General features: G+C 40.4%; 17 protein-coding genes and 2 pseudogenes. 3 read left to right on the forward strand and 16 right to left on the reverse strand.

The window, feature by feature from the left end; translation table 11 throughout:
• The first annotated feature begins 94 nt into the window (after nt 1-94).
• Together E3C75_RS07830 and E3C75_RS07835 are read left to right on the forward strand one after the other, a co-directional pair.
• Nucleotides 95-1,344 (forward strand): annotated as a pseudogene (locus E3C75_RS07830) (ISL3 family transposase).
• 175 nt (nt 1,345-1,519) lie between these two features.
• A complete protein-coding gene (locus E3C75_RS07835; protein ID WP_223899709.1) occupies nt 1,520-1,615 on the forward strand; it encodes a type I toxin-antitoxin system Fst family toxin in 96 nt (31 codons plus the stop codon).
• 138 nt (nt 1,616-1,753) lie between these two features.
• Here the strand turns inward: E3C75_RS07835 and E3C75_RS07840 are convergent, their stop codons facing one another.
• The 16 genes and pseudogenes from E3C75_RS07840 to E3C75_RS07930 all read right to left on the reverse strand — a co-directional run bounded on the left by E3C75_RS07840 (nt 1,754) and on the right by E3C75_RS07930 (nt 21,765).
• Complete coding sequence (locus E3C75_RS07840) at nt 1,754-1,942, reverse strand: twin-arginine translocase TatA/TatE family subunit (protein WP_002947363.1); 189 nt, start codon at nt 1,940-1,942, stop codon at nt 1,754-1,756.
• Between the two features lie 12 nt (nt 1,943-1,954).
• The gene (gene tatC, locus E3C75_RS07845; protein ID WP_024009901.1) at nt 1,955-2,683 is read right to left on the reverse strand and encodes a twin-arginine translocase subunit TatC; all 729 of its coding nucleotides are present in this window, start codon (nt 2,681-2,683) and stop codon (nt 1,955-1,957) included.
• Complete coding sequence (locus tag E3C75_RS07850; RefSeq protein WP_111679599.1) at nt 2,670-4,355, reverse strand: FTR1 family iron permease; 1,686 nt, start codon at nt 4,353-4,355, stop codon at nt 2,670-2,672. The genes tatC and E3C75_RS07850 overlap by 14 nt, the downstream gene beginning before the upstream one ends.
• A complete protein-coding gene (gene efeB, locus E3C75_RS07855; protein ID WP_014608310.1) occupies nt 4,333-5,538 on the reverse strand; it encodes an iron uptake transporter deferrochelatase/peroxidase subunit in 1,206 nt (401 codons plus the stop codon). The genes E3C75_RS07850 and efeB overlap by 23 nt, the downstream gene beginning before the upstream one ends.
• Nucleotides 5,539-5,543: 5 nt before the next feature.
• A complete protein-coding gene (gene efeO, locus E3C75_RS07860; protein WP_011681144.1) occupies nt 5,544-6,422 on the reverse strand; it encodes an iron uptake system protein EfeO in 879 nt (292 codons plus the stop codon).
• Nucleotides 6,423-6,672: 250 nt separating this feature from the next.
• Nucleotides 6,673-10,512 (reverse strand): annotated as a pseudogene (locus tag E3C75_RS11720) (pullulanase); the annotation flags it as partial.
• A 23-nt stretch (nt 10,513-10,535) separates the two neighbouring features.
• Nucleotides 10,536-10,811 carry a glycoside hydrolase family 25 domain-containing protein gene (locus E3C75_RS12285; protein ID WP_014621590.1) on the reverse strand — a complete coding sequence of 92 codons (276 nt, stop codon included), beginning with the start codon at nt 10,809-10,811 and terminating at the stop codon, nt 10,536-10,538.
• A gap of 14 nt (nt 10,812-10,825) precedes the next feature.
• Complete coding sequence (locus E3C75_RS12290; protein WP_023909659.1) at nt 10,826-11,218, reverse strand: GH25 family lysozyme; 393 nt, start codon at nt 11,216-11,218, stop codon at nt 10,826-10,828.
• A gap of 115 nt (nt 11,219-11,333) precedes the next feature.
• Entirely contained in the window at nt 11,334-11,576 is a 243-nt protein-coding gene (locus E3C75_RS12295) for a hypothetical protein (protein WP_014621592.1), read from the reverse strand.
• A 275-nt stretch (nt 11,577-11,851) separates the two neighbouring features.
• Nucleotides 11,852-13,606 (reverse strand): dihydrolipoyl dehydrogenase, encoded by a 1,755-nt coding sequence (gene lpdA / locus E3C75_RS07900; RefSeq protein ID WP_084830641.1) that lies wholly within the window; start codon nt 13,604-13,606, stop codon nt 11,852-11,854.
• 170 nt (nt 13,607-13,776) lie between these two features.
• Entirely contained in the window at nt 13,777-15,165 is a 1,389-nt protein-coding gene (locus tag E3C75_RS07905; RefSeq protein ID WP_084828823.1) for a dihydrolipoamide acetyltransferase, read from the reverse strand.
• A gap of 157 nt (nt 15,166-15,322) precedes the next feature.
• Entirely contained in the window at nt 15,323-16,321 is a 999-nt protein-coding gene (locus E3C75_RS07910; RefSeq protein WP_002950819.1) for an alpha-ketoacid dehydrogenase subunit beta, read from the reverse strand.
• Nucleotides 16,322-16,345: 24 nt separating this feature from the next.
• Nucleotides 16,346-17,317, reverse strand: a complete 972-nt coding sequence (locus E3C75_RS07915; protein WP_023909664.1) for a thiamine pyrophosphate-dependent dehydrogenase E1 component subunit alpha — start codon at nt 17,315-17,317, stop codon at nt 16,346-16,348.
• Between the two features lie 487 nt (nt 17,318-17,804).
• The gene (locus E3C75_RS07920; RefSeq protein ID WP_024009909.1) at nt 17,805-19,748 is read right to left on the reverse strand and encodes a DUF2207 domain-containing protein; all 1,944 of its coding nucleotides are present in this window, start codon (nt 19,746-19,748) and stop codon (nt 17,805-17,807) included.
• Nucleotides 19,749-19,823: 75 nt separating this feature from the next.
• Nucleotides 19,824-21,092 (reverse strand): dihydroorotase, encoded by a 1,269-nt coding sequence (locus tag E3C75_RS07925; RefSeq protein ID WP_111679601.1) that lies wholly within the window; start codon nt 21,090-21,092, stop codon nt 19,824-19,826.
• A gap of 19 nt (nt 21,093-21,111) precedes the next feature.
• Nucleotides 21,112-21,765 carry a uracil-DNA glycosylase gene (locus tag E3C75_RS07930; protein ID WP_014621599.1) on the reverse strand — a complete coding sequence of 218 codons (654 nt, stop codon included), beginning with the start codon at nt 21,763-21,765 and terminating at the stop codon, nt 21,112-21,114.
• 214 nt (nt 21,766-21,979) lie between these two features.
• Between E3C75_RS07930 and E3C75_RS07935 the strand changes: the two genes are divergently transcribed.
• Nucleotides 21,980-23,176 (forward strand): cation diffusion facilitator family transporter, encoded by a 1,197-nt coding sequence (locus E3C75_RS07935; RefSeq protein WP_014621600.1) that lies wholly within the window; start codon nt 21,980-21,982, stop codon nt 23,174-23,176.
• Nucleotides 23,177-23,307 lie beyond the last annotated feature (131 nt).

The following is a 23,307-nucleotide window of genomic DNA, read 5'->3' on the forward strand; positions in this document are numbered from 1 at the left end:
ACTACTGTAGGGATTATAGAGCTTTTTGAGTGTACACAAAAAGTCCCATAAGAACTATAATGAAAAGCAACCAAACCATCATTAGGAAGAACTTATGAGACTTATTAAGAATAACACAGAATTAATCGGAATCAAAGACCAAAATATCAAGATTTCACTTGTTTTTGAAACTGACACTCATATCGAGATTCAAGCAAAACTTGATTACCCTGCACCATCATGTCCTCACTGCCAAGGAAAGATGATCAAATATGACTTTCAAAAAAACTCTAAAATCCCTCTTCTCGAGCAAGCGGGAACGCCAACTCTACTACGTCTGAAAAAACGTCATTTCCAGTGTAAAAATTGTAGGAGAGTCACGGTAGCTGAGACATCTATCGTTGAGAAAAACTGCTAAATCTCCAATCTAGTCCGACAAAAAGTTACACAACTCCTAACTGAGAAGGTGTCACTAACTGATATTGCAAGAAGACTTCGCGTGTCGACGTCCACTGTCTATCGTAAGCTTGATCAGTTTACTTTCAAGGAACATTATGACAAACTCCCTGCTGTTATGTCCTGGGATGAGTTTGGGTTCAAGAAAGGGGAATTGGCTTTTGTGGCGCAGAATTATGAGATAAACGAACCCATAACCATCCTTGATAATCGCCACCAAACTACTATACGAAACTACTTTTTGAAATATCCATTGAAAGTCCGACAACAGGTACAGTTTATCACGATGGATATGTCTGGAGCTTATATTCCACTGGATCGCAAGCTCTTTCCAAACGCAAAAATCGTTCTTGATCGTTTCCACATCATCCAGCACCTTGGACGTGCCTTTTTAAAGACAAGAATTGCAATTATGAACCAGTTCGATAAAAAGTCACTACCCTATCGAGCCTTGAAAAATCACTGGCGACTCTTCCAAAAGGACAGCCGTAAACTATCTCTCAACTCTTTTTATTCAAAGACTTTCCGTCAAACTTTAGCACCACATGAAGTCGTTGCGAAGACACTAGTCTTTTCAAAAGAGCTTACTGACTACTATACACTTTATCAGCTTTTGCTTTTTCACTTTCAGGAGAAGAGAGTAGATGAGTTCTTTGACCTGATAGAGGAAAATAGAAGCAAGGTCAATCACTATTTTCAAACGGTCTTTAGGACTTTTCTTAGACACAAGCAATACATCCAAAATGCACTAGAAACAGACTATTTAAACGCAAAACTGGAAGCTACTAATAAGTTGATCAAAGACATCAAACGCTTGGGCTTCGGTTTTAGAAACTTTATCAACTTTAAGAAGCGTGTCTTCATCACACTGAACATACATAAAAAAAGGACCTATCCGGTCCTCTCTAGATGTTAGCTTTTCGTCACCCACTACAGTTGACAAAGAGCCCTGATTTTTTGTTATGATCGCAATACATTCTAACGTTTACCTCCTTACAGTTATTAAAGATATCTCTATCAAACTAGGATATAATATCCCTTGGCACCTCGGAACCGCCTACGAAGGGAGGTGAGATTGCCTATGATGGATTTACTATTCAAAACTATCATAGGCCCCATTGTGGTCAGTATTATCCTTCGTCTGGTAGACAAATGGCTAAACAGGGATAGATACTGCTAAAAAAACCCGAGCTTATCTGGAAGTTAGCCCGAGGTCTTTTCTTGCCTATAATGTAGACTTACTATTCAATACAAGTGTATTATGTCATAAAAGATTAGAATTGTCAAGAAACTTGAAGATGTTCACTAAGTAGAGACCCTAGTCTTTAGTTTTGTCTTCTTCGTCTTTTTTATCATGATCAGTCTTATTTACGGCTGCTTTAAACTCGGCTAGCATTTTACCGATAGATTGACCGAGTTCTGGCAAGCGTTTAGGACCAAAGATGAGGAGGGCTCCTAGGACAATGATGATAAGTCCTGGAGCTCCGATATCACGTAGAATTCCCATGAGATTTCCTTTCTATTTATCTTTATATTTTCTTTGTTTACGTTTATAAATAAGCTTACTAAGAGTTAAGCTAACTTCATAAAGCAAGATTAAAGGAGCAGTCATGGCCAAGTCGCTAATAAAGTCAGCTGGTGTCAGAATCACCGCCAAAACCAAGAGAACAAAGTAAGCATAGCGTCTATAGCGTGTCAAAAATACTGGTGTCAATATACCAATAGAGGTTAGGAAACTAACAACTACAGGAAATTCAAAGAGAACAGCCAAAGGCACTGTCGTATGCAGTAAGAAAGTAAGGTAGTTTTGTGCTGTAATTTGTGTATTAAAGAGTCCTTCACCTAGTTTCAAAAGCACTTCCAAGATAGCTGGACTCACAAAATAATAGCCAAAGGCCAAACCCAAAACAAAACAGACAAAAGTTGCTGGAATATAGGCAAAGATAGCACGCGCTTCATTGTCCCTCAAACCTGGTTTCACAAACTGCCAAATCTGGTAGGTGGTAAAAGGCAAGGTGACCGTAAAAGCCATGAGACTGGCTAAGTTAATATAAATCCAGAGAACATCGTTAGGTCCTAGAACCAATAAGGACTTTTCAAATCCTCTGGTCAGATAAGCATAGATCTCCCCAGCAAACAACAAGGTAATACAAAAAACTAGGAAAAAGCATAACACTACTGCAATGAATCGTCTCCGAAACTCCACTAGATGTTCAACAATGGTCATCTCATCTCTACTTCTTGCCATGCTGCTTCACCGTCACAAAGGCAATTATAACAATAAAGATAAGTTGTGGTATCAAGACTTCCCAGCTTGGATAGATACCAGCACAATCAATGGTTGGGAAACCACTAATCAAATGATTAGACATCATATTAGTCAACTGAAGGGCATGAATACTGACACCGAGCATCTTGAAGGCTAGAGCATAAATCAACCAAGTCAAAATAAAGAAGATGCGGTGCGGTTTAATATAGTGACTAGCTTTAGTCATAGCTACAGCAATGATAACAAGAACTGCAATGGCTGAACCAATACCAATCAAAAAATTAGCTGTCGTGATACGTGGGATAATACCAACATAGAAAAGAATAGTCTCGGCACCTTCACGGAAGACAGCCAAGAAACTGAGGGCAAACATGGATACAAAACTTCCAGTGGCTGTCACTGTTTTCATCTGATGGTCCATAAAGTCATTCCACTGTTTGACTGAAGACTTGCTGTGGAGCCAGATACCGATAAGAATCATCATCGCAACTGCAAAGATACCAACGCCACCTTCAATAATTTCACGGTTAGCCCCTGAGGTCACAGCTGGAAAGACAACTTGTAAGACAACAGCGATTACTGCGCTGGCAAGAACACCAGCAATAGCTCCGCCATAAACCCATTTGAGTCCTTTACGCATCTTAGCTGCCTTAAGAGTTGTCACAAGGGCCATGACGATGAGGAGGGCTTCAACCCCTTCACGCAAGAGAATCAACATGGCATCAAAGGCATTATAAGAAGCGCTGGTATCGATAGCAGATAGGTCTGTAATCAAGGCTTGCATTTTGTCTCGATAAGCTTTTTCTTTTCCCTTTACCATGATAACAGGCGTTTCGCTCTCCACGCTCGCATAGAGGCTAGGGTTAGTCGTGCTCACGTCATCTTCAATGGTTGGCCAGATAGTGATGAACTTCTTCATAGATGCCGCAGCCGTTTTTTCATCACCTGCTTGGAATTGACTTAGAGCCTTTTCCAAGAGTTTAATACCATCTTTTAGGGTTAAACTTGAGCTTGTACTATCAAGAGGAACACCCTTGATAAAGTCATCAATCCCACCCTTAAGATCATCATATGACGACTGGATGCTGGTGAAATCAGTAGGCTCCGTCTCAATACTGCTTCGCAAAAGTGAAATAGCCGTCTCAATCTTGCCGTAGTAGGCAGTACTATGGTCACGGACAACAGCTTCATTTCGCGTCCAAGCATTATTCAATTCGCCGTAAGTTTTGCGGGTCTCAGCTAAGTCTTTAGCAGTAATGGCATCCTGTAAGTTCTTGAAATAAGGATTGAAGTGGGTCTCAAGTTTTTCCTTTTCGGCATCCAAGTCAACAGGATTTTGCTCTTTCTCAAATTTAAGGAGGGCTGACGAGATAGAGGTTAGGTCCTCTTCTGTCACGTCACCATTAATATCAAGAGCCTTGCTAACTTTTTTACCAGCCTTGGAATCGTGATTTTCCTTTGTTTCGAAATCAGTCTTAATCTCAGCAACCAATTCCTTAGCTTTTGCTTGATCCTTGTTTTGAACAGCTGTTGTTGCATCTGTGATTTTGATATAGAGATCACTATAGGATTCAGCAGCTACTGGATAGGTCCAGAATAAAGCTAGAAGCCCAAGCAAAACGAGGAGTTTATTCAAAGAGTGCTTGACCAAGGTAGCCTCCTTTCTCCACGCCAGCAAAACAAGCAAAGAGCCCGCTTCCGATATGGGTGATATACTCATTCATCTTGTCTACAGCTCCAAGATTGGTCTGTATTTTGACAAAACGGTCTGGGTCCTTCTGGTAGGCAATGAATATCAAACCTGCATCAAACTGACCCGTTCTTTCATCAATGCCATCTGAATAGGAATAGGAACGACGTAAGATAGGAAGATTTACTTCTTTGGCCAAACGCACATGGGAATCTACGGGAAGTTTAGATAAATCTACTTCATCAAACTCATCTTTCTTACCAAAAGGAGCGCCTGATTCCTTGTAACGACCAAAGGTATTTTCCTGTTCCTGCAAATTGGTACGATCCCAAGTTTCCAAGTGCATCTGGACCAGGCGAAGAGCCATATAAGAACCACCCTTCATCCAATCCTTACTATCAGCCCAGACAACCTTGTCGAATTCCTTTTCCTTCGTTACATTAGCAGTTCCATCCTTGAAACCAAAGAGATTGCGAGGCGTTTCCTTACGGTCACCAATAGCTGCAAAACCTGACTTGCTCCACTTCATAGTGATTTTATTACGACCTTTGCGAATCAGATTGCGGACAGCATGGAAGGCTACTTGTTCATCATCTGCACAGGCTTGAATGACGATATCTCCACCCGTATACTTGTCCTGCAACTGCTCCTTTGGAAATGGAGGTAAATCACGGAAGAGCTTAGGACGCTTGGATTCTAGGCCAAGCTTTTTAAGAAAATCAGCCGAAACTCCAAAAGTCAGGCTAAGGCGATAGGGATTGAGTCCCACGGTTTCGCCTGTATCCGTAGGAGGCAAGAGGGCATTAGAACCGTCTTTTTTGACTAACTCTCCTTCGACCAATTTACTACTATAATCGGTCCAGTCTTTAAAAAGCTGGATGACTTCTTTTTTATCGGTTGTATGAAGATCTAGCACCACCAAGTAGCAAGCCTTCTGCATGGGAGTCGTAATCCCAGCCTGGTGCTTACCAAAAAAGCTAATATCTTCATCCCCATCTAGGGCTTTTTTACTTGAACGATCCTGATTAGCAAAAAAAGCAGATGCACCAGAAAGACCAAGTGCAAGCCCAGCCCCTCCAATACCTGATTTTTTAAGAAATTCACGACGGTCCATTTTTTGGTCTAAAAATTTTTTATCAGTCATTTTTCTTATTTCCCATCTAGGATAACACCCATTTGTGATAATGGTTCACCAAGTTTAGTTACAGCTTCGGCCAATTCCTTAGTATCTGCCTCACTCAAATCTGTATAAGACTTATAGTTTTTCTCATCAATCATGTGTTTGTCCAAAAGACCATTGACATTCTTGAATTCTGTTTCCAAAGTCTTAACAAGCTTAGCATCTTTCTTCTGGATCAATGGCTTGAAGAGTTCAAAGATTTTTTCTGCCCCTTCAATATTGGCACGGAAGTCGTAGAGGTCAGTGTGTGAGAAGACTTCTTCTTCACCTGTAATCTTTTGAGTGGCCACTTCGTTAAGAAGGTCTACTGCTCCTGTCAACATGATATCTGGAGTGACTTTAACAGTTGCGATTTTAGCCTTGAGTTCTTTAATATCGTTAACCAATTGATCTGCATAGGCATAGGCAGTTGTACCCTCTGTCGTGTTGTCTTGCCACATGATGCGTTCAATACGGTGGAACCCTAACCAGCCGTCTTCTGATTTATTTTCGTCCATGTAATCAACCAAACGGTAGTCGATTTTCACGTCAGACTCACCAAAGCTTTCTGCAATTGGCTCTGAACGTTCGTAAGCCATACGGATCAATGGGTATTGCTTCCTGGCTTCTTCAAGATTTCCTGACTTGAGGGTCTCACTGAATCCTTCGGTATCTTTCAAAAGCTGATCGATTTCGCCTTCCACGAAAGTTTTGTAATCACTTGTGGCCTGCTTCAATAGCTTTTGCTCACTAGCTGTGAGTTTTGAGCTAGTTGAGCTTGAATGACTTGAATTGCCAGATTTGGCACAAGCCGTCAATAAAAGTCCTGATGCTAAAAGAATAACACCAAGTTTGCTAAGTTTTTTCATGAATGTCTCCTATTTTCAAGATAGTGTTCGACATTTGTCGTTATATATGTGAATCGTCGTTTTATCATTAATAATGAACGAACGATGGTAAGTCAATTATGATCTCTCGTATGTAAGAGAACATAATCTAAAATAACAGCAGAAACCAGCGCTGTCAACGGTTTTAGGCTATTTAAGAACTATTCTAAAGAGCAGATAAAAATGATTCTAAATAAAAGAAAAACAACAGGAAATAACCTGTTGCTACTTATTATTTCGTACGACGTTTTCTAAGGAAGCCTAGGCTAAGAATGCTTAGAAGACCTGCCAAAAAGAGTCCACGATTTGTCTTTTCACCAGTAGATGGCAGTTGCTTATCAGTTTGATGACTAGCTTCAGTTTTAGCCTAACCATTGTCACGATTAACAAGTTCAGCATCTCCAACAAGGTCCTCTTTACCTGAAGCCTTGGCAGTTGTTTTAGTTGCCTCAGTATCTTTTCCACCAAATGAATTGATCTTTTCTGAAGGCTGATCTACTGCCTCAGTTGGCATCTGAGCATTAGTCAAACGAATAAATTTCGCTGTTAATGGATCCAAGGTCAAGATGTGATTGTTGATTGCAACATCTGATAAGTCACTAATTCCAGATAGATTGACCTGATTTCCATCCGCCAAAACTATATAGGATAGACCATTTGTAATCTTGCTCAAATCAAACTGACGAGACTTGCTATCAGCATTGACATAGACAAGGTAATGGTCACCATTGAAAGCAACAGTTTAGTATCTCAATACCAAATCTTCTTGAGTGACATTGTTCGTACCTGGAACTGTCAATAGCGTCACACGTGCATCCACATCTGCTTTTGATTTAAAGTTGAAAGCATCTGTAGTCTTACGTAGGGCGATTAAACCTTTGGCAAAGGCACGTGTTTTCGTATTTTCTGGGAATGACTTAGTATCAGTCGCCTTAGTACAGTCAAAATGGTTAATGGCGTCACTAAAATCATAAGAATCATGGATAAAGTACGGATAATCAAACGGATTTCCTTTTTCATCAACTAAAAGATGAGCCTTATTCGGCACCTTGTCCTCAGAAACCGGATAACGATAGGCAGGATCGCGGAACTGTTTCGTACGAGCATATTCCTGACCAGAATGAATAAAGGATGTTCCTTGAGCAGTCAAGACCATGAGGTTTTCTAGACGCAACCGACGATGAATTACAGCATTATTCTCAGGCTTGCTTGGATCCTTCTTGATTGATTGGGCGATGATATCAAAAAGGGTCAAATTATCGTGAGCAGCAATATACTGGATAACGTCACCTGGGGAATCAGCCTCAAAGTTAGTTGGTTACGCCTTGATATTGTCAAAAACCTTATTAATATCACGTTTTCCACCTGTGATGAAGGCAGGTGTCCCCTCATTTGGATAACCTGATTTGAGGATATTTCGAATATCATCTGAAAATACAGCTACGGTATCTGTATTCTTCATCCAAGACTGATCGGCAGGCTGAACAGGACTATTTTCATCGCCAGCATAAGTCACCCAGCCCTCACCAAGCATAATGAGGTTTGGATTTAGAGCGCTTGCAGCAAGGTAAGCCTTCTCGATACTTTCAGCATCATGGTCACCCATCATATCAAAATGGAAACCATCAACCTTGTATTCCTTAGTAAGATAAGCAATCGAATCCACCAAGACACGACGACTCATATAGTGAGTCGTGCCTAGACGGACCACCTCCAAAACTCGAACGTGGTGTGCCATCAGCATCCATAAAGTGATAGTAATTTGGCTCAAGGTCTTCAAAAATAGCTGTCTTGGCTGTGTGATTGTAGACTACATCCAAGATAACATCCATACCGTGGGCATGAATAGCAGAAACTAAATTCTTGAATTCTTCGATACGTTTAGCTGGATCACTTGGCTTTTCAGAATACATACCCGTCAAAGAGAAATAGTTTTGTGGGTCATAACCCCAGTTATAGTTACTGTTACTTGATGCATGGGCATCCAAACGCTTCCCATTTTGCATTTCATTGACAAAATAGTAGCTTAATACTGGCAAAAGCTGAATATGGGTTACGCCAAGGTCTTTAAGATAATCCAAACGCTCCGGCAAAGGCTGCAAAAGTCCCAAACTGGTGTTTCAATTCAGCTGAAATAGCCTTATCAGAGGTAAAATCACGGACATGATCCTCATAAATGATGGCATCTTCTCGAGATTTAAAGTTTGGAATCTTAGCGTAGTCAAGATCTTTTGGTCCATAATTAGCAAGATCTACAAAGGCAGCCTTGGCAATCTTGTGTTCAGGTCCCTGGCTGACATTGTCACTATTCCAAGCGGCCAAAGACTTCGCATACGGATCCAAAACGATTACAGACTGATCACCACGTTTGATGCGGTATTGATAGAAATAACCGGTTAAGTTTTCCAAACCAAAATCAGTCGCAAGCAAGTCATCTTGCCAAGTACCTCGAAGTCCTTTGCTTAGAGTATGTTCAGCAAGCACCTTATCTTGATTATTCTTATCATAGACAATGATATCTACTTGATCAGCACTTGGTGACCAAAGGGTCACATGTGCCTTAGTACCATTCTCTTCTAGACGAGCACCCAATTCGCCATCGTAACTGTAGAGGGCAACCTTCAATCGCCAACTATCAGATGTTTTAAAACTATCATTGCCAAAAGTGACCTTGTAAGGCAGATTTTTCGCAACAAAATCACCAGTTAATGTAGCTTTTTTGAACTTAGTATCCAACTCAAGCTGTTTAAGAATCACACTGTTACCATCCTTATACGTAACCTTGAGGTCTTTGAGAATGTCTTCAGATGAGACCTCGTCTAAGTTGGTGAAACTAAGTTCTATTTGGCTTGGACTAAGCTGCTGAGCCCCAGTCAAACGCACATCCTTGACAAAGTAAGGGTTGGTGTAGACTGTCGGATCAGTATCTACATAAACGTGAGTCGTATAGCTGCCGATAAGATTCGTATGATTAACAGTCGAAACATTGATTTCAGTGTGTGAGCCAGTAGGTGCTGTATTGTACCAAGAAAGGTTGCCTTAGTTGCTTTCTGACCATACAGCTACACGGATATTCTGAATCTGACGACCTTGTGGCGCTTGATCAACTACTACTGTAAAAACTACCTGCTTCTGAATTAACATTAGTGATATAGGTTTGCGTTTTTGTCTTAGCATTACGGAATTCAACTGTTGTCGTTGTCCCTCCTACACCAACTCGTGACCCATCATTTAAAATGTAGTACAAATGAATATTGTACAAGCCTATTGAGTTTTTATGACTAGTAGCTTGAACATTTACCGTATAAGTGCCATTAGCTTGTCGTGTGGCTTCATACCAACGAATGTCATCTTGGCCATCTTTTTCAGACCAAATAGGTACTTGAACAGTACGAACACCTTTAGAACTATAGACATCACTGATAATGACATCAAAAGTACCAGTATCTTTATTGTTATTAACTACTGAAATGGCACTTACTGGTTTATTATGTTTTACATCTACAATAGTTTCAGTGACATAATGACGTTGGTTGGCATTATCTACGATGTAAACGTCAGCACGGTAATTTCCTAGAGAATTCTTATGCTCGCTAGTCTTAATAGTAACACGGTAGCAACCGTCAGATTGATGACTAGCCTTATGCCAAACGAGATCATCTTGTCTATTAACGAGACTCCATGAAGGAACTAAGACTTCCATAACCCCATTTGGTGCTACGATATTGCGGATAACAGCGTCAAAAGTGCCTAAATCAGCATTATTCTCAATAACGAGACTTGCACTAGGGCGAGTTTGAGTAACTTCTACCACTTTTTCAGTAATGTAGAAACGCTTATTAGAGTCATCTACGATGTAGGCATCAGCACGGTAATTTCCTAGAGAATTCTTATGATCTGTTGCTTTGATAGTCACTCGGTAAGAACCGTCGGCTTGACGAGTTGCCTTATACCAGATAATGTCATCTTGACCATTAATTTCTGACCAAATTGGAACAGAGACTGTTTCAACGCCATTTGGTGCTTTGACATTAGAGATGACAACATCAAAGCTACCAAGAGTTGGATTGTTATTGACAATAGAAATGGTTCCACTCAAATTGCCTTGAGTGGCATCAACCTCAGCACTGGCATTTGCGGTGAAACCGTTCTGTATAGTCTATAGTCCACGCTATGGTCAAAGACATGTTTACCTGGCAAGAGATTAGCCGTAGCTGAAAACTGCCATGCACCAGTTTTGGCATTAAAGCACATGTTTTTGGCACTTGTTGCTGTAAGAGTTGATGATGGGTACTGTGCAACCCAGAAATTCTCAATCCCAAATTGAGAGGTTGAGACAGGGCCGCGGTAGCCTAGATTGTTCTCATTCAACCAGCTGGCACTTGTTAGAACATCAGGTTGTTATATCCATGCTTACGCATTTCGTTAACCCAAGCTTGGGTGTTACGGTTGATATTATAAAGCATCTTAGAGTCTTCGAAATCATTAACCATAACAGTACTCTTTGGAAGGTTCAGTTTTTGTGCAGCTTGGATGTAGAAACGAGCTTCTGCACGTGCTTCTTCCTCAGTTGTGTATCGAGAAAAATGATAGGTTGATACTTGAAGACCAGCAATTTGAGCATTGCGAACTTGTGAGGGTGCTTTAGGGTTGTTGTACCAAGTGTCCTCAGTCAACTTGACAACGACACCACCCACACCTTGTGCAAGAGCACGATAGTCATCTACACTGATTTCACCATTATGGCTGCTGACATCGATAAAAGTCTTTGGTTGCACCTTAAGTGTTGGCGAAGGAACATCTGTAGAATTCGTTAATTTAGCAGGTGTTGCTACAGTGCTGTTTGATGTTTCAGAATTTGTCGCACTTGTAGAAACTGTTGCACTTTCTGAACTAACAACTGAAGATATTACTAAAGTTGATGCCGTTGCAGCCTCGGAACTCTGTGAAGCAGGAGACCGTAGATACCGCTGGAGAACTAGCTTTTGCCACTTTACTTGTAGCCGCAGGTTGACAATGATTTCCTTCAGTAACGGAAGGCGTTTGTGTCGCCACTTCGTCTGCTTGAGCAACCTGTGTTGTGACAGCCAAGAGAACAGCCGCACTATCATAGTAGATAAAATCTTTCGTTCGCATTTAACTTTCCTTTTGCATTTTTATAATGCTTTAACCATTCTACCATAGAAAAACTCTCATGGAAAAGTCATTATTGAAAATTTTCTAAATAAGACAGAAACATTATAAAATTCTAAACGCTAGTAAAATTGCGATTTATCTTATTTGAAAACCCTTTAACTACCTATTCGTATTTAATACTAAAAATGAAAAGAATTTTACGAGATTTAGCTGAATATGAAAATGTGTGACAAAAGAAAAAATCCTCAAACACCTGTCCGAGAATTTAATTTATCTTATTTACGTTTTGGTAGGTTATGAACAGCTTCTCCAAGTACATCAGCAAAAGCCTCATACATATTTTCAGAGAAAGTTGGGTGACCATGGATAGATTGCAAGAGTTCATCTACAGTCAGTTCATTTTCCATAATAGTTGCTGCTTCGTTAATCAACTCAGCAGCAGCCGGACCAATAATGTGAACTCCAAGGATTTCATGGTATTTCGCATCCGCAACGACTTTAACAAAGCCATGAGCTTCATTTGAGGCGATAGCACGTCCATTCCCAGCAAAGCTTGATTTACCAATGAGAACATCACCATATTTAGCGCGTGCATCTTCTTCAGTTAGACCACACATTGCTACCTCTGGGTGGGTGTAAACTGCCGCTGGTGTATAATCAAGGTGTGCCTTACGGACATTACCATGCATAGCATTTTCGGCTGCTACTTCACCCATACGGTAAGCAGCGTGAGCAAGCATCTTAGTTCCGTTTACATCACCAGGGGCGTAAATACCAGGGATAGAAGTTTCTTGGTATTCATTTACTTTGATACGGCCACGGTCGAGCTCAAGGTTAAGATTTTCAAGACCGTTCAATTGTGGCACACGCCCGATTGATAGAAGGGCACGTTCAGCCACAATCTCTTCGCCATTATTGAGTTTAAGTGTTAATTGGTTATTGCCTTCAACAATTTCAGAAACACCAACAGATGTCATAATCTTCATACCCTTCTTAGAAAGGATTTTTTGAAGCTCAAGTGACACTTCTTTATCCATAGCAGGTATGATACGATCAGCCATCTCTACAACTGTTACGTCAACGCCGTATGAAGCATAAACAAGACCAAGCTCGATACCAACGACACCACCACCCATAACAGCAAGTGATTTAGGCAATTCACGCAAATCAAGAATATCATCTGATGTCATCACAAGTTGTGAATCGATTCCAGGGATATCAATACGTGATACTTTTGATCCAGTTGCAAGGATGATGTTACGTCCCTTGATTGTTTCTGAGCCAATAGTGACAGTCTTATCAGGGTTAACTTGACCAAGACCATTGAAAATAGTTACCTTATTAGCTTTCAAAAGACCTTGCACACCACCAGTAAGGGTCTTAACAACAGAGTTTTTAAAGTCAACCGTCTTATCCATATCGATGGTGTAGTTTGTTGATGCTAGGTTGATACCACGACCTGCTGCAATTTTAAGTCCATCAAGGATTTCTGCGTTTTTAAGGTAGGTCTTAGTTGGGATACATCCCTTATTCAAACATGTTCCACCAAATTCTGATTTTTCAACGATGGCAACCTTACCGCCAAGTTGTGCTCCACGGATGGCTGCATAGTAACCAGCTGGACCACCACCAACAACAACGATATCATATTCGTTATCAGCAAGGGCTGCTTTTTCTGCTGTCGCTGGAGATGGTTGAGATGGAGCTTTAGGGACTTCAAGCCCAGCCGCTTCCAATTGAGCAGTTGCTTCTGCAGCTGGTGCGCTTGTAGAATTATCAGCCACAACTTCTCCTTCAGCTCCGATATAACCAATCACCTCAGTAACTGGTACTGTTTCACCAGCTTGACGGGTAATCTTCAAAAGAACACCTGAGTCTTCTGCTTCAAGTTCCATGTTTGTCTTATCTGACATGATTTCAAGAAGGATATCTCCCTCATTAACCACGTCTCCCTCTTGTTTTTTCCACTCAATGATTTCACCTTCCTGCATATCAACACCGAGCTTAGGCATAATAATCTCAAAAGCCATTTATAAGATACCAAGAGCGACCAGAAAGCGACTGAAAATTAGGTGCCCGGCACGTCAGCCTGCTGGCGTAGACGGACGGTTTATTTTCCAAGCTTTCCGCTCGGGTTCAGTTAAACCCTATGGTTCGCTCTCTCCTTTCTATTTAAAACTTCAGTTTTTAGATATTTTTCTTAAATCAACAATTCCATTGGATTTTCAAGCAAATGCTTTAAATCAACCATGAATTTAGCACCATTCATACCATCAACAATACGGTGGTCAATAGTCAAGCAAAGACCCATGATTGGCCGCACGACAACTTCACCATCAACAACAACCGGTGTTTGAATAGTTGCTGAAACACCAAGGATAGCTGAGTTAGGTTGATTAATGATTGGATTGAATGACTTGGTTCCAAACATTCCCAAGTTAGTAATAGAGAAAGTAGAACCTGACATTTCTGCCGCCTTCAATTTACCAGCCTGAGCTTTTTTGATGACATCCTTAGAGGCCACCACAAAGTCAGACAAACTCATCTTATCAGCACCATGAACGACTGGTACAACCAAGCCATCATCTAGACCAACTGCAATACCAAGATTAACAAATTTGTGTAATTCGATATTTTGTGCATCATTAATCAAGGATGCATTGAGGTAACGGTGTTCCTCTTTCATAAGGGTACGCACAACTGCCAAACCAATCAAATCAGTGAAGGTCACCTTCATACCAGTCTTATTCATGATTGGATCAAGAACTTGCTTACGAAGAGCTATAAGGTTAGTCATGTCCACATCATGGTTAAGAGTAAATGTTGGTGCAGTCAAGTATGAGTGCGTCATTCCCTTAGAAATAGCCTTACGCATAGCAGACATCGGAATGACTTCCACACCTTCTGGCAAGACTTTTTCAGGTTTAGCTTCAACCGCAGGTGCGGCTGCAGCCACCTTAACTTGTGCTGGAGCACTGATTGCAAGAATATCTTCCTTAGTAATCTTACCACCAAATCCTGTTCCAGATACGGTAGCTAAATCAATATCGAGGTCTGCTGCAATCTTGCGAGCCAATGGTGTTGCCTTAGGTTGAGCGCCCTTAAAGTTCTCAACATCATCTGCATGAATACGCCCTTTTGCCCCAGTTCCGAGAACTTGAGCGATGTCAATCCCCATCTCACGTGCCACTTTACGTGCTTTAGGTGTCGCGCGTATTTTGCCACCTTCATGAACAATAGCTACCTGTGGCTGAGGCTTAGCAGCAGGCGTTTCCACATCAGCAACTTTTTCAACTTGTGGCGCAGCTTCTGCAGCTGGTGCGATTGCAGCATTATCAGCCACAACTTCTCCTTCAGCTCCGATATAACCAATCACCTCAGTAACTGGTACTGTTTCACCAGCTTGACGGGTAATCTTCAAAAGAACACCTGAGTCTTCTGCTTCAAGTTCCATGTTTGTCTTATCTGACATGATTTCAAGAAGGATATCTCCCTCATTAACCACGTCTCCCTCTTGTTTTTTCCACTCGATGATTTCACCTTCCTGCATGTCTACACCGAGCTTAGGCATAATAATCTCAAAAGCCATTTATAAGATACCCAAGAGCGACCAGAAAGCGACTGAAAATTAGGCGTCTGGTTCACCCTCTCCTTTCAACATTAAATTATAATTTTCGATACCCCCACAGTTAAAACAAGAAATATATTTTACTAACGAGAAATATCACTTAACCGTCGCTAGATAGTTAGTTTCCTTTATTAGCCATCTTGATAATAGCAGCCTTAATCTTTTCAACATCTGGAAGAACCGCTTGTTCCAAGACACGCGCATAAGGTACAGGCACATCTTCACTTGCCAAACGTACAATTGGGTGGTCAAGGTAATCAAATGCTTCACTTTCAGTAACCATAGCAGCAATCTCACCGATGAAGCCACCTGTTTTATAAGCGTCATTGACCAACATAAGTTTTCCAGTCTTCTTAACTGATTCAAAAATCAATTCTTTATCAAGTGGAACGAGAGTACGAGGATCAACTACCTCAACATTAATACCTTGTTCAGCTACTTCTTCAGCCGCCTTAAGAACACGTTCCAACATACGACCATACGTGACAATAGTAAGGTCAGTTCCTTCGCGTTTGATTTCACCTTTTCCAAGTGGAATATAGAAATCAGGATCTTGTGTAACTTCTTCTTTTTTGCCATAAAGAGCTTTTGGTTCCATGAAGATAACAATGTTATTGTCCTGAATAGAAGATTTCAAAAGACCTTTAGCATCGTTTGCATTACCAGGAGCAACAACTTTGATCCCTGGAATATGAGTCAACCATGACTCAAGAGATTGTGAGTGTTGCGCTGCAGATCCGATACCTGAACCAGAAGCTACACGGAAAGTTACAGGAGTCTTTAAACCACCACCAAACATGTAGTTGTTTTTAGCACCATTATTAACGATAGCATCAAGGGCAATAGTGATGAAGTCCATGAAAGTCAAATCAACGATTGGACGAAGACCTGTAATAGCAGCACCCACGGCTGCACCAGCAATTGCTGCTTCTGAAATTGGTGTATCTTTAACACGTTTTTCACCAAATTCCGCCAACATACCAACTGATGTACCGAAGTCACCACCATAGATCCCGACATCTTCACCCATAAGGAAGATGTCGGGATCTTTACGCATTTCCTCGCTCATAGCAAGGTTTACTGCCTCACGCAAGGCCATCAATTTTGTTTCACTCATACTTGTATTACTCATCCTTTCTCTTTAGTCTACCCATACATCTTCAAAGGCAACTGAAAGTTCTGGATCTGGGCTATTTTGGGCGAACTCATAAGCCGCATCAACCTGTGCCTTAACTTGGCTTTGGATAGCATCTAACTCTTCCACACTTGCGATATTTTCAGAAACAAGATAGTCGCGGTATCTAATAATTGGGTCGTTGTTGTTCTTCCACTCGTCAACTTCTTCCTTAGTACGGTAAACACCCGCATCGGCCGTAGAGTGACCAAACCAACGGTATGATTTAACTTCAACAATAGCAGGACCATTTCCACCACGAACATGGTCAACAGCCTTACCCATTGTATCATATACAGCCATTACATCGTTACCATCTTCGCAGTAGAATCCAGGAATACCATAGGCTTCTGCACGTGTATACAAGTGAGGAGTGTTGGTAGCTCTACGAATATCCATTGAGATACCATAACGGTTATTAATAATGAAGAAGATAACAGGTAATTTCCAAGTAGCTGCCATATTGACTGACTCATGGAATGAACCTTCATTAGTAGCGCCATCACCTGAAAAGGCAACAACGATATTTCCAGTTTCTTTGTACTGTTGAGTAAGGGCTGCACCTACAGCAAGAGCGTAACCACCACCAACGATACCGTTAGTACCATAGTTACCTTTTTCAAAGTCAGCCAAGTGCATAGAACCACCACGCCCCTTAGAAACTCCTGTTGCCTTACCAGCAAGCTCTGCCATCATTTTATTCAAATCCATGTCCTGAGCAATAGATTGTCCATGACCACGGTGATTTGAAAAGAAGATATCGTCATAACTTAAGTGTTGGACAGCTCCAACGTTAGCGGCTTCCTCACCTACTGAAAAGTGAGTCATTCCTTGAACAAAACCACGACGAACTAATTTATTAATACGTGAATCGAATTCACGGATACGTTCCATTTTAGTGAACATCTCAAGATGTGTCTCTTTAGAAAGTTTTACCATATCGATCTCCTCTATCGAATTTTTTATATACGTATAGGATAGGTTAAAAAAACTTAATGAGCAAGAAATATGCTTAAAAAATGAAAAGCCTTACATCCTTATCACTTATAGGCAATTCGTATGCTCTTTTTCAAAGCGTTATGCTATAATTGGATAGATTTTACTCAAACTCAAATAGGGTATTTATTATATTGAGTGATGCCATGATTCATGGGCTTACAGCATGAATAGCACCTATACTTCAATTTGTTATCTTCAAGGTAACTAGGAAAAGGCTGACGAGATATTGAATTCTCATCTTAACAGGTTTAGGCATTATAGCTTTCAGTTTCTTGCGAATCCCATTCCCAAAATCTGGCTTCATTGCTCTTGTGTTTCTAGTAACAGCTAGTTCTCACAAGAATCTTAGACATACCATTCTAGAGGCATTCTTTATCCCATATACCTTTTCTTTAATGGCAAGACTTAAGTAATTGTTTTTCAGGTCTTAAAAGGCACCGCCTCCGCCTCCTCCGCCACCACCAGAGAAGCCACCACCTCCAAAGCCGCCACTACCACTATTTGAATTGATAGAAAAGCTACTTACGGTATCTGAGGCAGAAACATATGATTCTAGATAATTAACATTATTCAGCATAATAAATGGTATCGCAGAATAAGTAAACTCATCTAGAGATGGATTACTGAGGTGGATGTTGTAACGTTTTAGGACATCACTAACTTTTTTCGCCTGTCCATAGAGTGTCGCATAAACCAAGATACGATTCCAAAGGATAACAGATTCTAGTTCGGATTTTTTAAAACTAGGAATACTCTTAATCATATTTTTAAAGCTATGCCACTGGTAATACGTTGAAATTTGAGTTGCATCAAGACATCTCTGACGACGTCTTTTCACCAAGAACCAGAATAAAACGGTAAGTCCTGCTATAGGTAGAAGTCCGAGAATATAGTAAAAACCAAGACCTGATCCAAAGGCAGCAAATAAGAACAAGGTTGAAAGACTACAAAGCATCATTGAAAGTACCAAAGCTGCTACTCCCAATATGTTAAATGTCTTTTCTTTCGCACTAAAATCTCTATAAATTTTAGGAAGTCCTAGCGCAAATTCCTCTTTTTCTACACCTTTTGCTACCTGATAGCCGTCATTAGTAAATTGATATTTGACACGTTTTCCCTGAGAACGAATAGCTTCACGCTCATAGCTTGTTCTAGCACTCTTGAATTGTTTATCTAGAGCATCTTTATCAAGATAATAGCGCGAGAACATTTCACTATCTCTAATTTCCATGCGACCATCAAACAACATATCCAAGAAAGATCCTTCAAATGAAGAGAGACCTTCCTTTTCAATACGTGTAAGAATATTACTATCACCTTCTCGCCTAAAGGTGAGATAACCTCTATCAATCAAATCAAGGATGGTTGCTTGAACCATATGTTTGAACTTCAAAGGACCTGTTTCTTCTTTTAGTCCTGTTTTATCGAAAGACTGATTATAAACATTCTTGGCTAGGACCAAAGGTGCTAAATCTTGAGGGGCTTCATAAAGACGTGCATCTCGAGGGAAGGAAGGCGTCCTAGTACTATAAAGAACAATGAGGTAACAGAAAATACCCACAAGAACAAAGCTTAAGATCACAAGTGGCAAGATGACATAAAATAGATGTCGAAACTTTTCTTTAGATTCCTTGATATTTCTTTCTTTTTTAAGAAAGTCTGCCTCATTCGTTTTATTTAATAAATAAGCCTGATTATTTTCTCGCAAAGTATTAGTCATCGGCCAGTAGGCATGTAATTCCAATTTACCTGATGCTGGTAAATTGTCTACATGAACCTGATAACCTGTAGCAGTACGTTTAACATGTGGGTCTTTTCCAAAATAACCAGCGTGAGCGTAAAGCTCTCCTTGACTTGCATCTAGACCATCAACTGTGAAATCAACCTGTCCAAATCCTTTGTCCCAATCAGAGATAGGAAACCAATTTAAAACTGCAATATCTGAATATAGATTCAACAACTGTTGGATTTGCCAAGTAACTTTGAGAACGACCCTATCACCATCTGAACCTGAATTATAAACTTTGAGTTTAATACCATCATAAGAGTCTGTTTTTTCAACTGTAATATCTGTTTTTTCTTTCCCATTTACGGTTGCTGAAACCTTTGGGTCATCCATGATAGAATAACCACCAATTTTCCCCAAGGTTACATACTGACCTTTATAATCACTATCAAAATCATAAGTCACTTCCTGAGTAAACGTCGCATTACCATCATCATGAATTGAAAGGTGACCAACATAGGAAGGCAGACTATACTCTACCTCATCCTCATCAGCTTGAACGTGTTGCAAAGACAATGGCAGAAAACAGGCTAACAAAACAGTAAAAGCAACATATTTAACGAGGCCTTTAAGTATCTTTTTCATCATTTTGCTCCTTCAAGGACTAAAAAAGCAGCTGCAACACCAAGTGTCTCGAAGTGCCCTGCTCTAATCCACTATTTAGGCTTGATAAACAATCTCACCGTCACAGATAGTGTATTTAACACTGCCCGTAAGCTCTTCGCCTACAAATGGTGAATTGGCTGCTTTAGACTTAAAGTCTGCTGTAACCTGACGTTTTTCCTTATCTGCAAAGATAACAAGATCTGCTGGTCCATTTTCAGCCAAATAACCGGCATCGAACCCATAAAGATCAGATGGGTTGCTTGTCATTAATTTCAATAATTCTGTCAAACTTAAATGTCCTGCTTCAACTAAATAAGTTAAACCAAGAGATAGAGAGGTTTCCAGACCAGTCATCCCTGATGGTGCTTTAGTCACATCAGCCACATTCTTTTCATCTGCGTGGTGTGGCGCGTGGTCCGTAGCAATGACTGAGATTACTCCAGATTTCAAACCTTCGATAACGGCTTGACGGTCTGATTCCAAACGAAGTGGTGGGTTCATCTTGGCATTAGCGCCTTTTGAGAGTAAGAGGTCTTCAGTTTTTGAGAAGTGCTGCGGCGCCACTTCAGCAGTGACTTGTGCTCCAAGTTTTTGAGCAAACTCAACGACTTTTACAGATTCAGCTTTTGACAAGTGTTGAATATGAACATGTGCTTGTGTATCATAAGCAACCATGACATCACGCGCAATCATGCTGTACTCAGCTACGCCAGTTGACCCACAAATATGAAATTCTTTTTTAGCAATATTTTCATTGAAACCGAGAACACCATTAAGATCAGGATCCTCCTCGTGAAGACTGATAAAGGTATTATTCTCTTTAGCTAACTCCATGGCTTTTTTGACAATCCCAGCATTGGTCAATGGAATACCGTCATCTGAGAATCCAACAGCACCTGCTTCAAGCAAACCCTTGAAATCAGTAATATTTTCACCATCAAAGTTCTTTGTAATAGTCGCAACAGACTTAACATGGATATTTTCCTTAGCTGCTGAAGTCAAGACCTCTTTCAAAGTTTCCTTGTCTGAAATCGTTGGATTCGTATTAGCCATCATCACAACTGTTGTAAAACCACCTGCAGCCGCTGCCAAGGCACCCGTATGAATGTCTTCCTTATGGGTTTGACCTGGCTCACGGAAGTGAACATGGATATCCACCAAACCAGGAGCAACCACAAGACCAGTCGCATCGATAACTTGGGCATCTCCCGCATCGATATTTTCAGCAATTTTAACGACTTTTTTTCCGTCCACAAGAACATCGGCTTGCGTGTCCAAACCAGATTTAGGGTCAACAACACGACCATTTTTAATCAGTAACATAATCTTCCAACTTTCTATTTTACTTCAACCAATCAATTGGGGGTTGTCCTTGAGATACGAGGTAGGCATTGGCTTTTGAAAAAGGCTTGCTGCCAAAAAAACCGCGATAGGCCGATAAAGGGCTAGGATGAGCACTCTCAATAATGGCATGCTTAGGATTGGTTACTAGTGATTTCTTCTTACGAGCATAGCCGCCCCAAAGTATAAAGACAACCGGAGTATCCTTTTGATTGAGAACCTTAATCACAGCATCTGTAAAAGGTTCCCAAATCTGACCAGCATGACCATTGGCTCGACCAGCTGGAACAGTCAGACAGGCATTAAGTAATAGCACTCCTTGCTCGGCCCAAGTTGTTAAATCATGATGACTTCTAGGACCAAGATCCTCCCCCAATTCTTTGAGAATATTAACCAAAGAAGGTGGAGCTGGAATCGTCTCAGGTACTGAAAATGACAAACCCTGAGCCTGATTAGGACCATGGTAAGGGTCCTGTCCAAGGATAACCACCCGGACTTTTTCAAAAGGAGTCTCTAACAAAGCATTAAATACCTTGTCTCGTGGGGGATAAATTGTTCCCTCTTCATAGACCTTGTCCATAAACTGATTTATCTTTGAAAAATAATGGTTAGGCAATTCCTCTTTTAGAAGCCTGTGCCATGTCGAATGTTCCATAAAAACCTCTTTTAGACTGTTATACACACTAAATTATACCACATTTTGTAGATAATATTCGGAAAATACTGAAAAATAGTATGTGATAGCTGTTTATTCAATATTTTCATTTTAAGAAAGACGATTCATATTAACAATCAAGGTATTACAGGCTTTAAGTAACTATTCTTTTGTGCTATAATAAATTATTATATTTAAACAAAAAGGTAAATCTATGACGACGTATGAAAATTTAAGGGTAGCCAGACGAGGTCCCATCGTTAGTATTGCAGCCTACTTACTTCTTACCATTGCCAAACTTATTGCTGGACATTTTTTAAACTCCAGCTCATTGATTGCCGATGGTTTTAACAACTTATCTGATATTTTGGGGAATGTCGCCCTACTCATTGGATTACAGCTGGCTAGTCAGCCAGCTGATTCAGATCATAGGTTTGGACATTGGAAGATTGAAGATTTATCAAGCTTAGTTACTTCCTTTATCATGTTTGTAGTAGGCTTCCAAGTCCTAATTCAAACAGTCCGAAAGATTTTTTTAAGAGAAGAAACTGTCGTCGATCCTCTTGGTGCTGCCGTCGGAGTCCTCTCTGCTATTGTCATGTGTGCAGTCTATTTCTATAACAAAGGGTTAGCAAAAAAACTAAAATCCAGTGCCCTTATCGCAGCTGCTAAGGACAACCTATCAGATGCCGTGACCTCTATTGGAACTTCAATTGCCATCGTCGCAGCATCCTTCAACCTTACCATCATAGACTATATTACTGCTATTATCATCACCTTCTTCATCCTAAAGACAGCCTATGATATCTTCATGGAAGCAACCTTCAGCTTGTCAGATGGCTTTGATGAGAGAAATCTTAAGGCCTATGAAAAAGCCATTCTGAATATTCCTAAAGTTACCAAAGTTAAAAAGCAACGTGGACGTTCCTATGGTAGTAATATCTACCTTGATATTGTGGTTGAAATGAACCCTGACCTCTCCGTCTACGAGAGCCACGCCATTACGGAACAAATTGAAGAAATCCTCAGTGAGCGTTTTTCTGTCTATGATACTGATGTCCATGTAGAGCCTGCTGCAATTCCTGAAGACGAAATTTATGGGAACGTCCTTCGCAAACTCATTCGGAATGAAAAGATTATCTTATCAAAGATTCCAGGCTACGAAAACCTCTTAGCACCCGATTTCTTTTTGATTGATGAAAACGGCCATCATCAGAACCGGGAAGACGTCATTGCTAATCATCAACCGCTTCTCAATAACTTTGACAAGTTTAAGATGACATCCATCAGTCAAAAAACTAAATTAATTAGTTACGAACTGGGAGGAAATTTCCATACCAGCATCTGGCGCCGAAATGAGACATGGTTTATGATTTACCATCAAGTTACAGCTATAAAAGATAAAGAGTAACGAGCAAATCAGCTTGTTTTTTTTGTTATCAAAAGTATGTGATTTTTAAACCACTATAGATTCTAAAAAATGTATTAAAATATAAAATATTTCGAAAACTAAGTATTTTATACGGTATAATGGAGGTATTT

Origin of the sequence: Streptococcus thermophilus, assembly GCF_010120595.1 — a bacterium.
GTDB classification, from domain to species: domain Bacteria; phylum Bacillota; class Bacilli; order Lactobacillales; family Streptococcaceae; genus Streptococcus; species Streptococcus thermophilus.

Coding starts and splice junctions, on each gene's coding strand:
- E3C75_RS07835 (WP_223899709.1), top strand. CDS start 1,520: ATGGATTTACTATTCAAAACTATCATAGGCCCCATTGTGGTCAGTATT.
- E3C75_RS07840 (WP_002947363.1), bottom strand. CDS start 1,942: ATGGGAATTCTACGTGATATCGGAGCTCCAGGACTTATCATCATTGTC.
- tatC (WP_024009901.1), bottom strand. CDS start 2,683: ATGGCAAGAAGTAGAGATGAGATGACCATTGTTGAACATCTAGTGGAG.
- efeB (WP_014608310.1), bottom strand. CDS start 5,538: ATGACTGATAAAAAATTTTTAGACCAAAAAATGGACCGTCGTGAATTT.
- efeO (WP_011681144.1), bottom strand. CDS start 6,422: ATGAAAAAACTTAGCAAACTTGGTGTTATTCTTTTAGCATCAGGACTT.
- E3C75_RS12295 (WP_014621592.1), bottom strand. CDS start 11,576: ATGCGAACGAAAGATTTTATCTACTATGATAGTGCGGCTGTTCTCTTG.
- lpdA (WP_084830641.1), bottom strand. CDS start 13,606: ATGGCTTTTGAGATTATTATGCCTAAGCTCGGTGTTGATATGCAGGAA.
- E3C75_RS07905 (WP_084828823.1), bottom strand. CDS start 15,165: ATGGCTTTTGAGATTATTATGCCTAAGCTCGGTGTAGACATGCAGGAA.
- E3C75_RS07910 (WP_002950819.1), bottom strand. CDS start 16,321: ATGAGTGAAACAAAATTGATGGCCTTGCGTGAGGCAGTAAACCTTGCT.
- E3C75_RS07915 (WP_023909664.1), bottom strand. CDS start 17,317: ATGGTAAAACTTTCTAAAGAGACACATCTTGAGATGTTCACTAAAATG.
- E3C75_RS07920 (WP_024009909.1), bottom strand. CDS start 19,748: ATGAAAAAGATACTTAAAGGCCTCGTTAAATATGTTGCTTTTACTGTT.
- E3C75_RS07925 (WP_111679601.1), bottom strand. CDS start 21,092: ATGTTACTGATTAAAAATGGTCGTGTTGTTGACCCTAAATCTGGTTTG.
- E3C75_RS07930 (WP_014621599.1), bottom strand. CDS start 21,765: ATGGAACATTCGACATGGCACAGGCTTCTAAAAGAGGAATTGCCTAAC.
- E3C75_RS07935 (WP_014621600.1), top strand. CDS start 21,980: ATGACGACGTATGAAAATTTAAGGGTAGCCAGACGAGGTCCCATCGTT.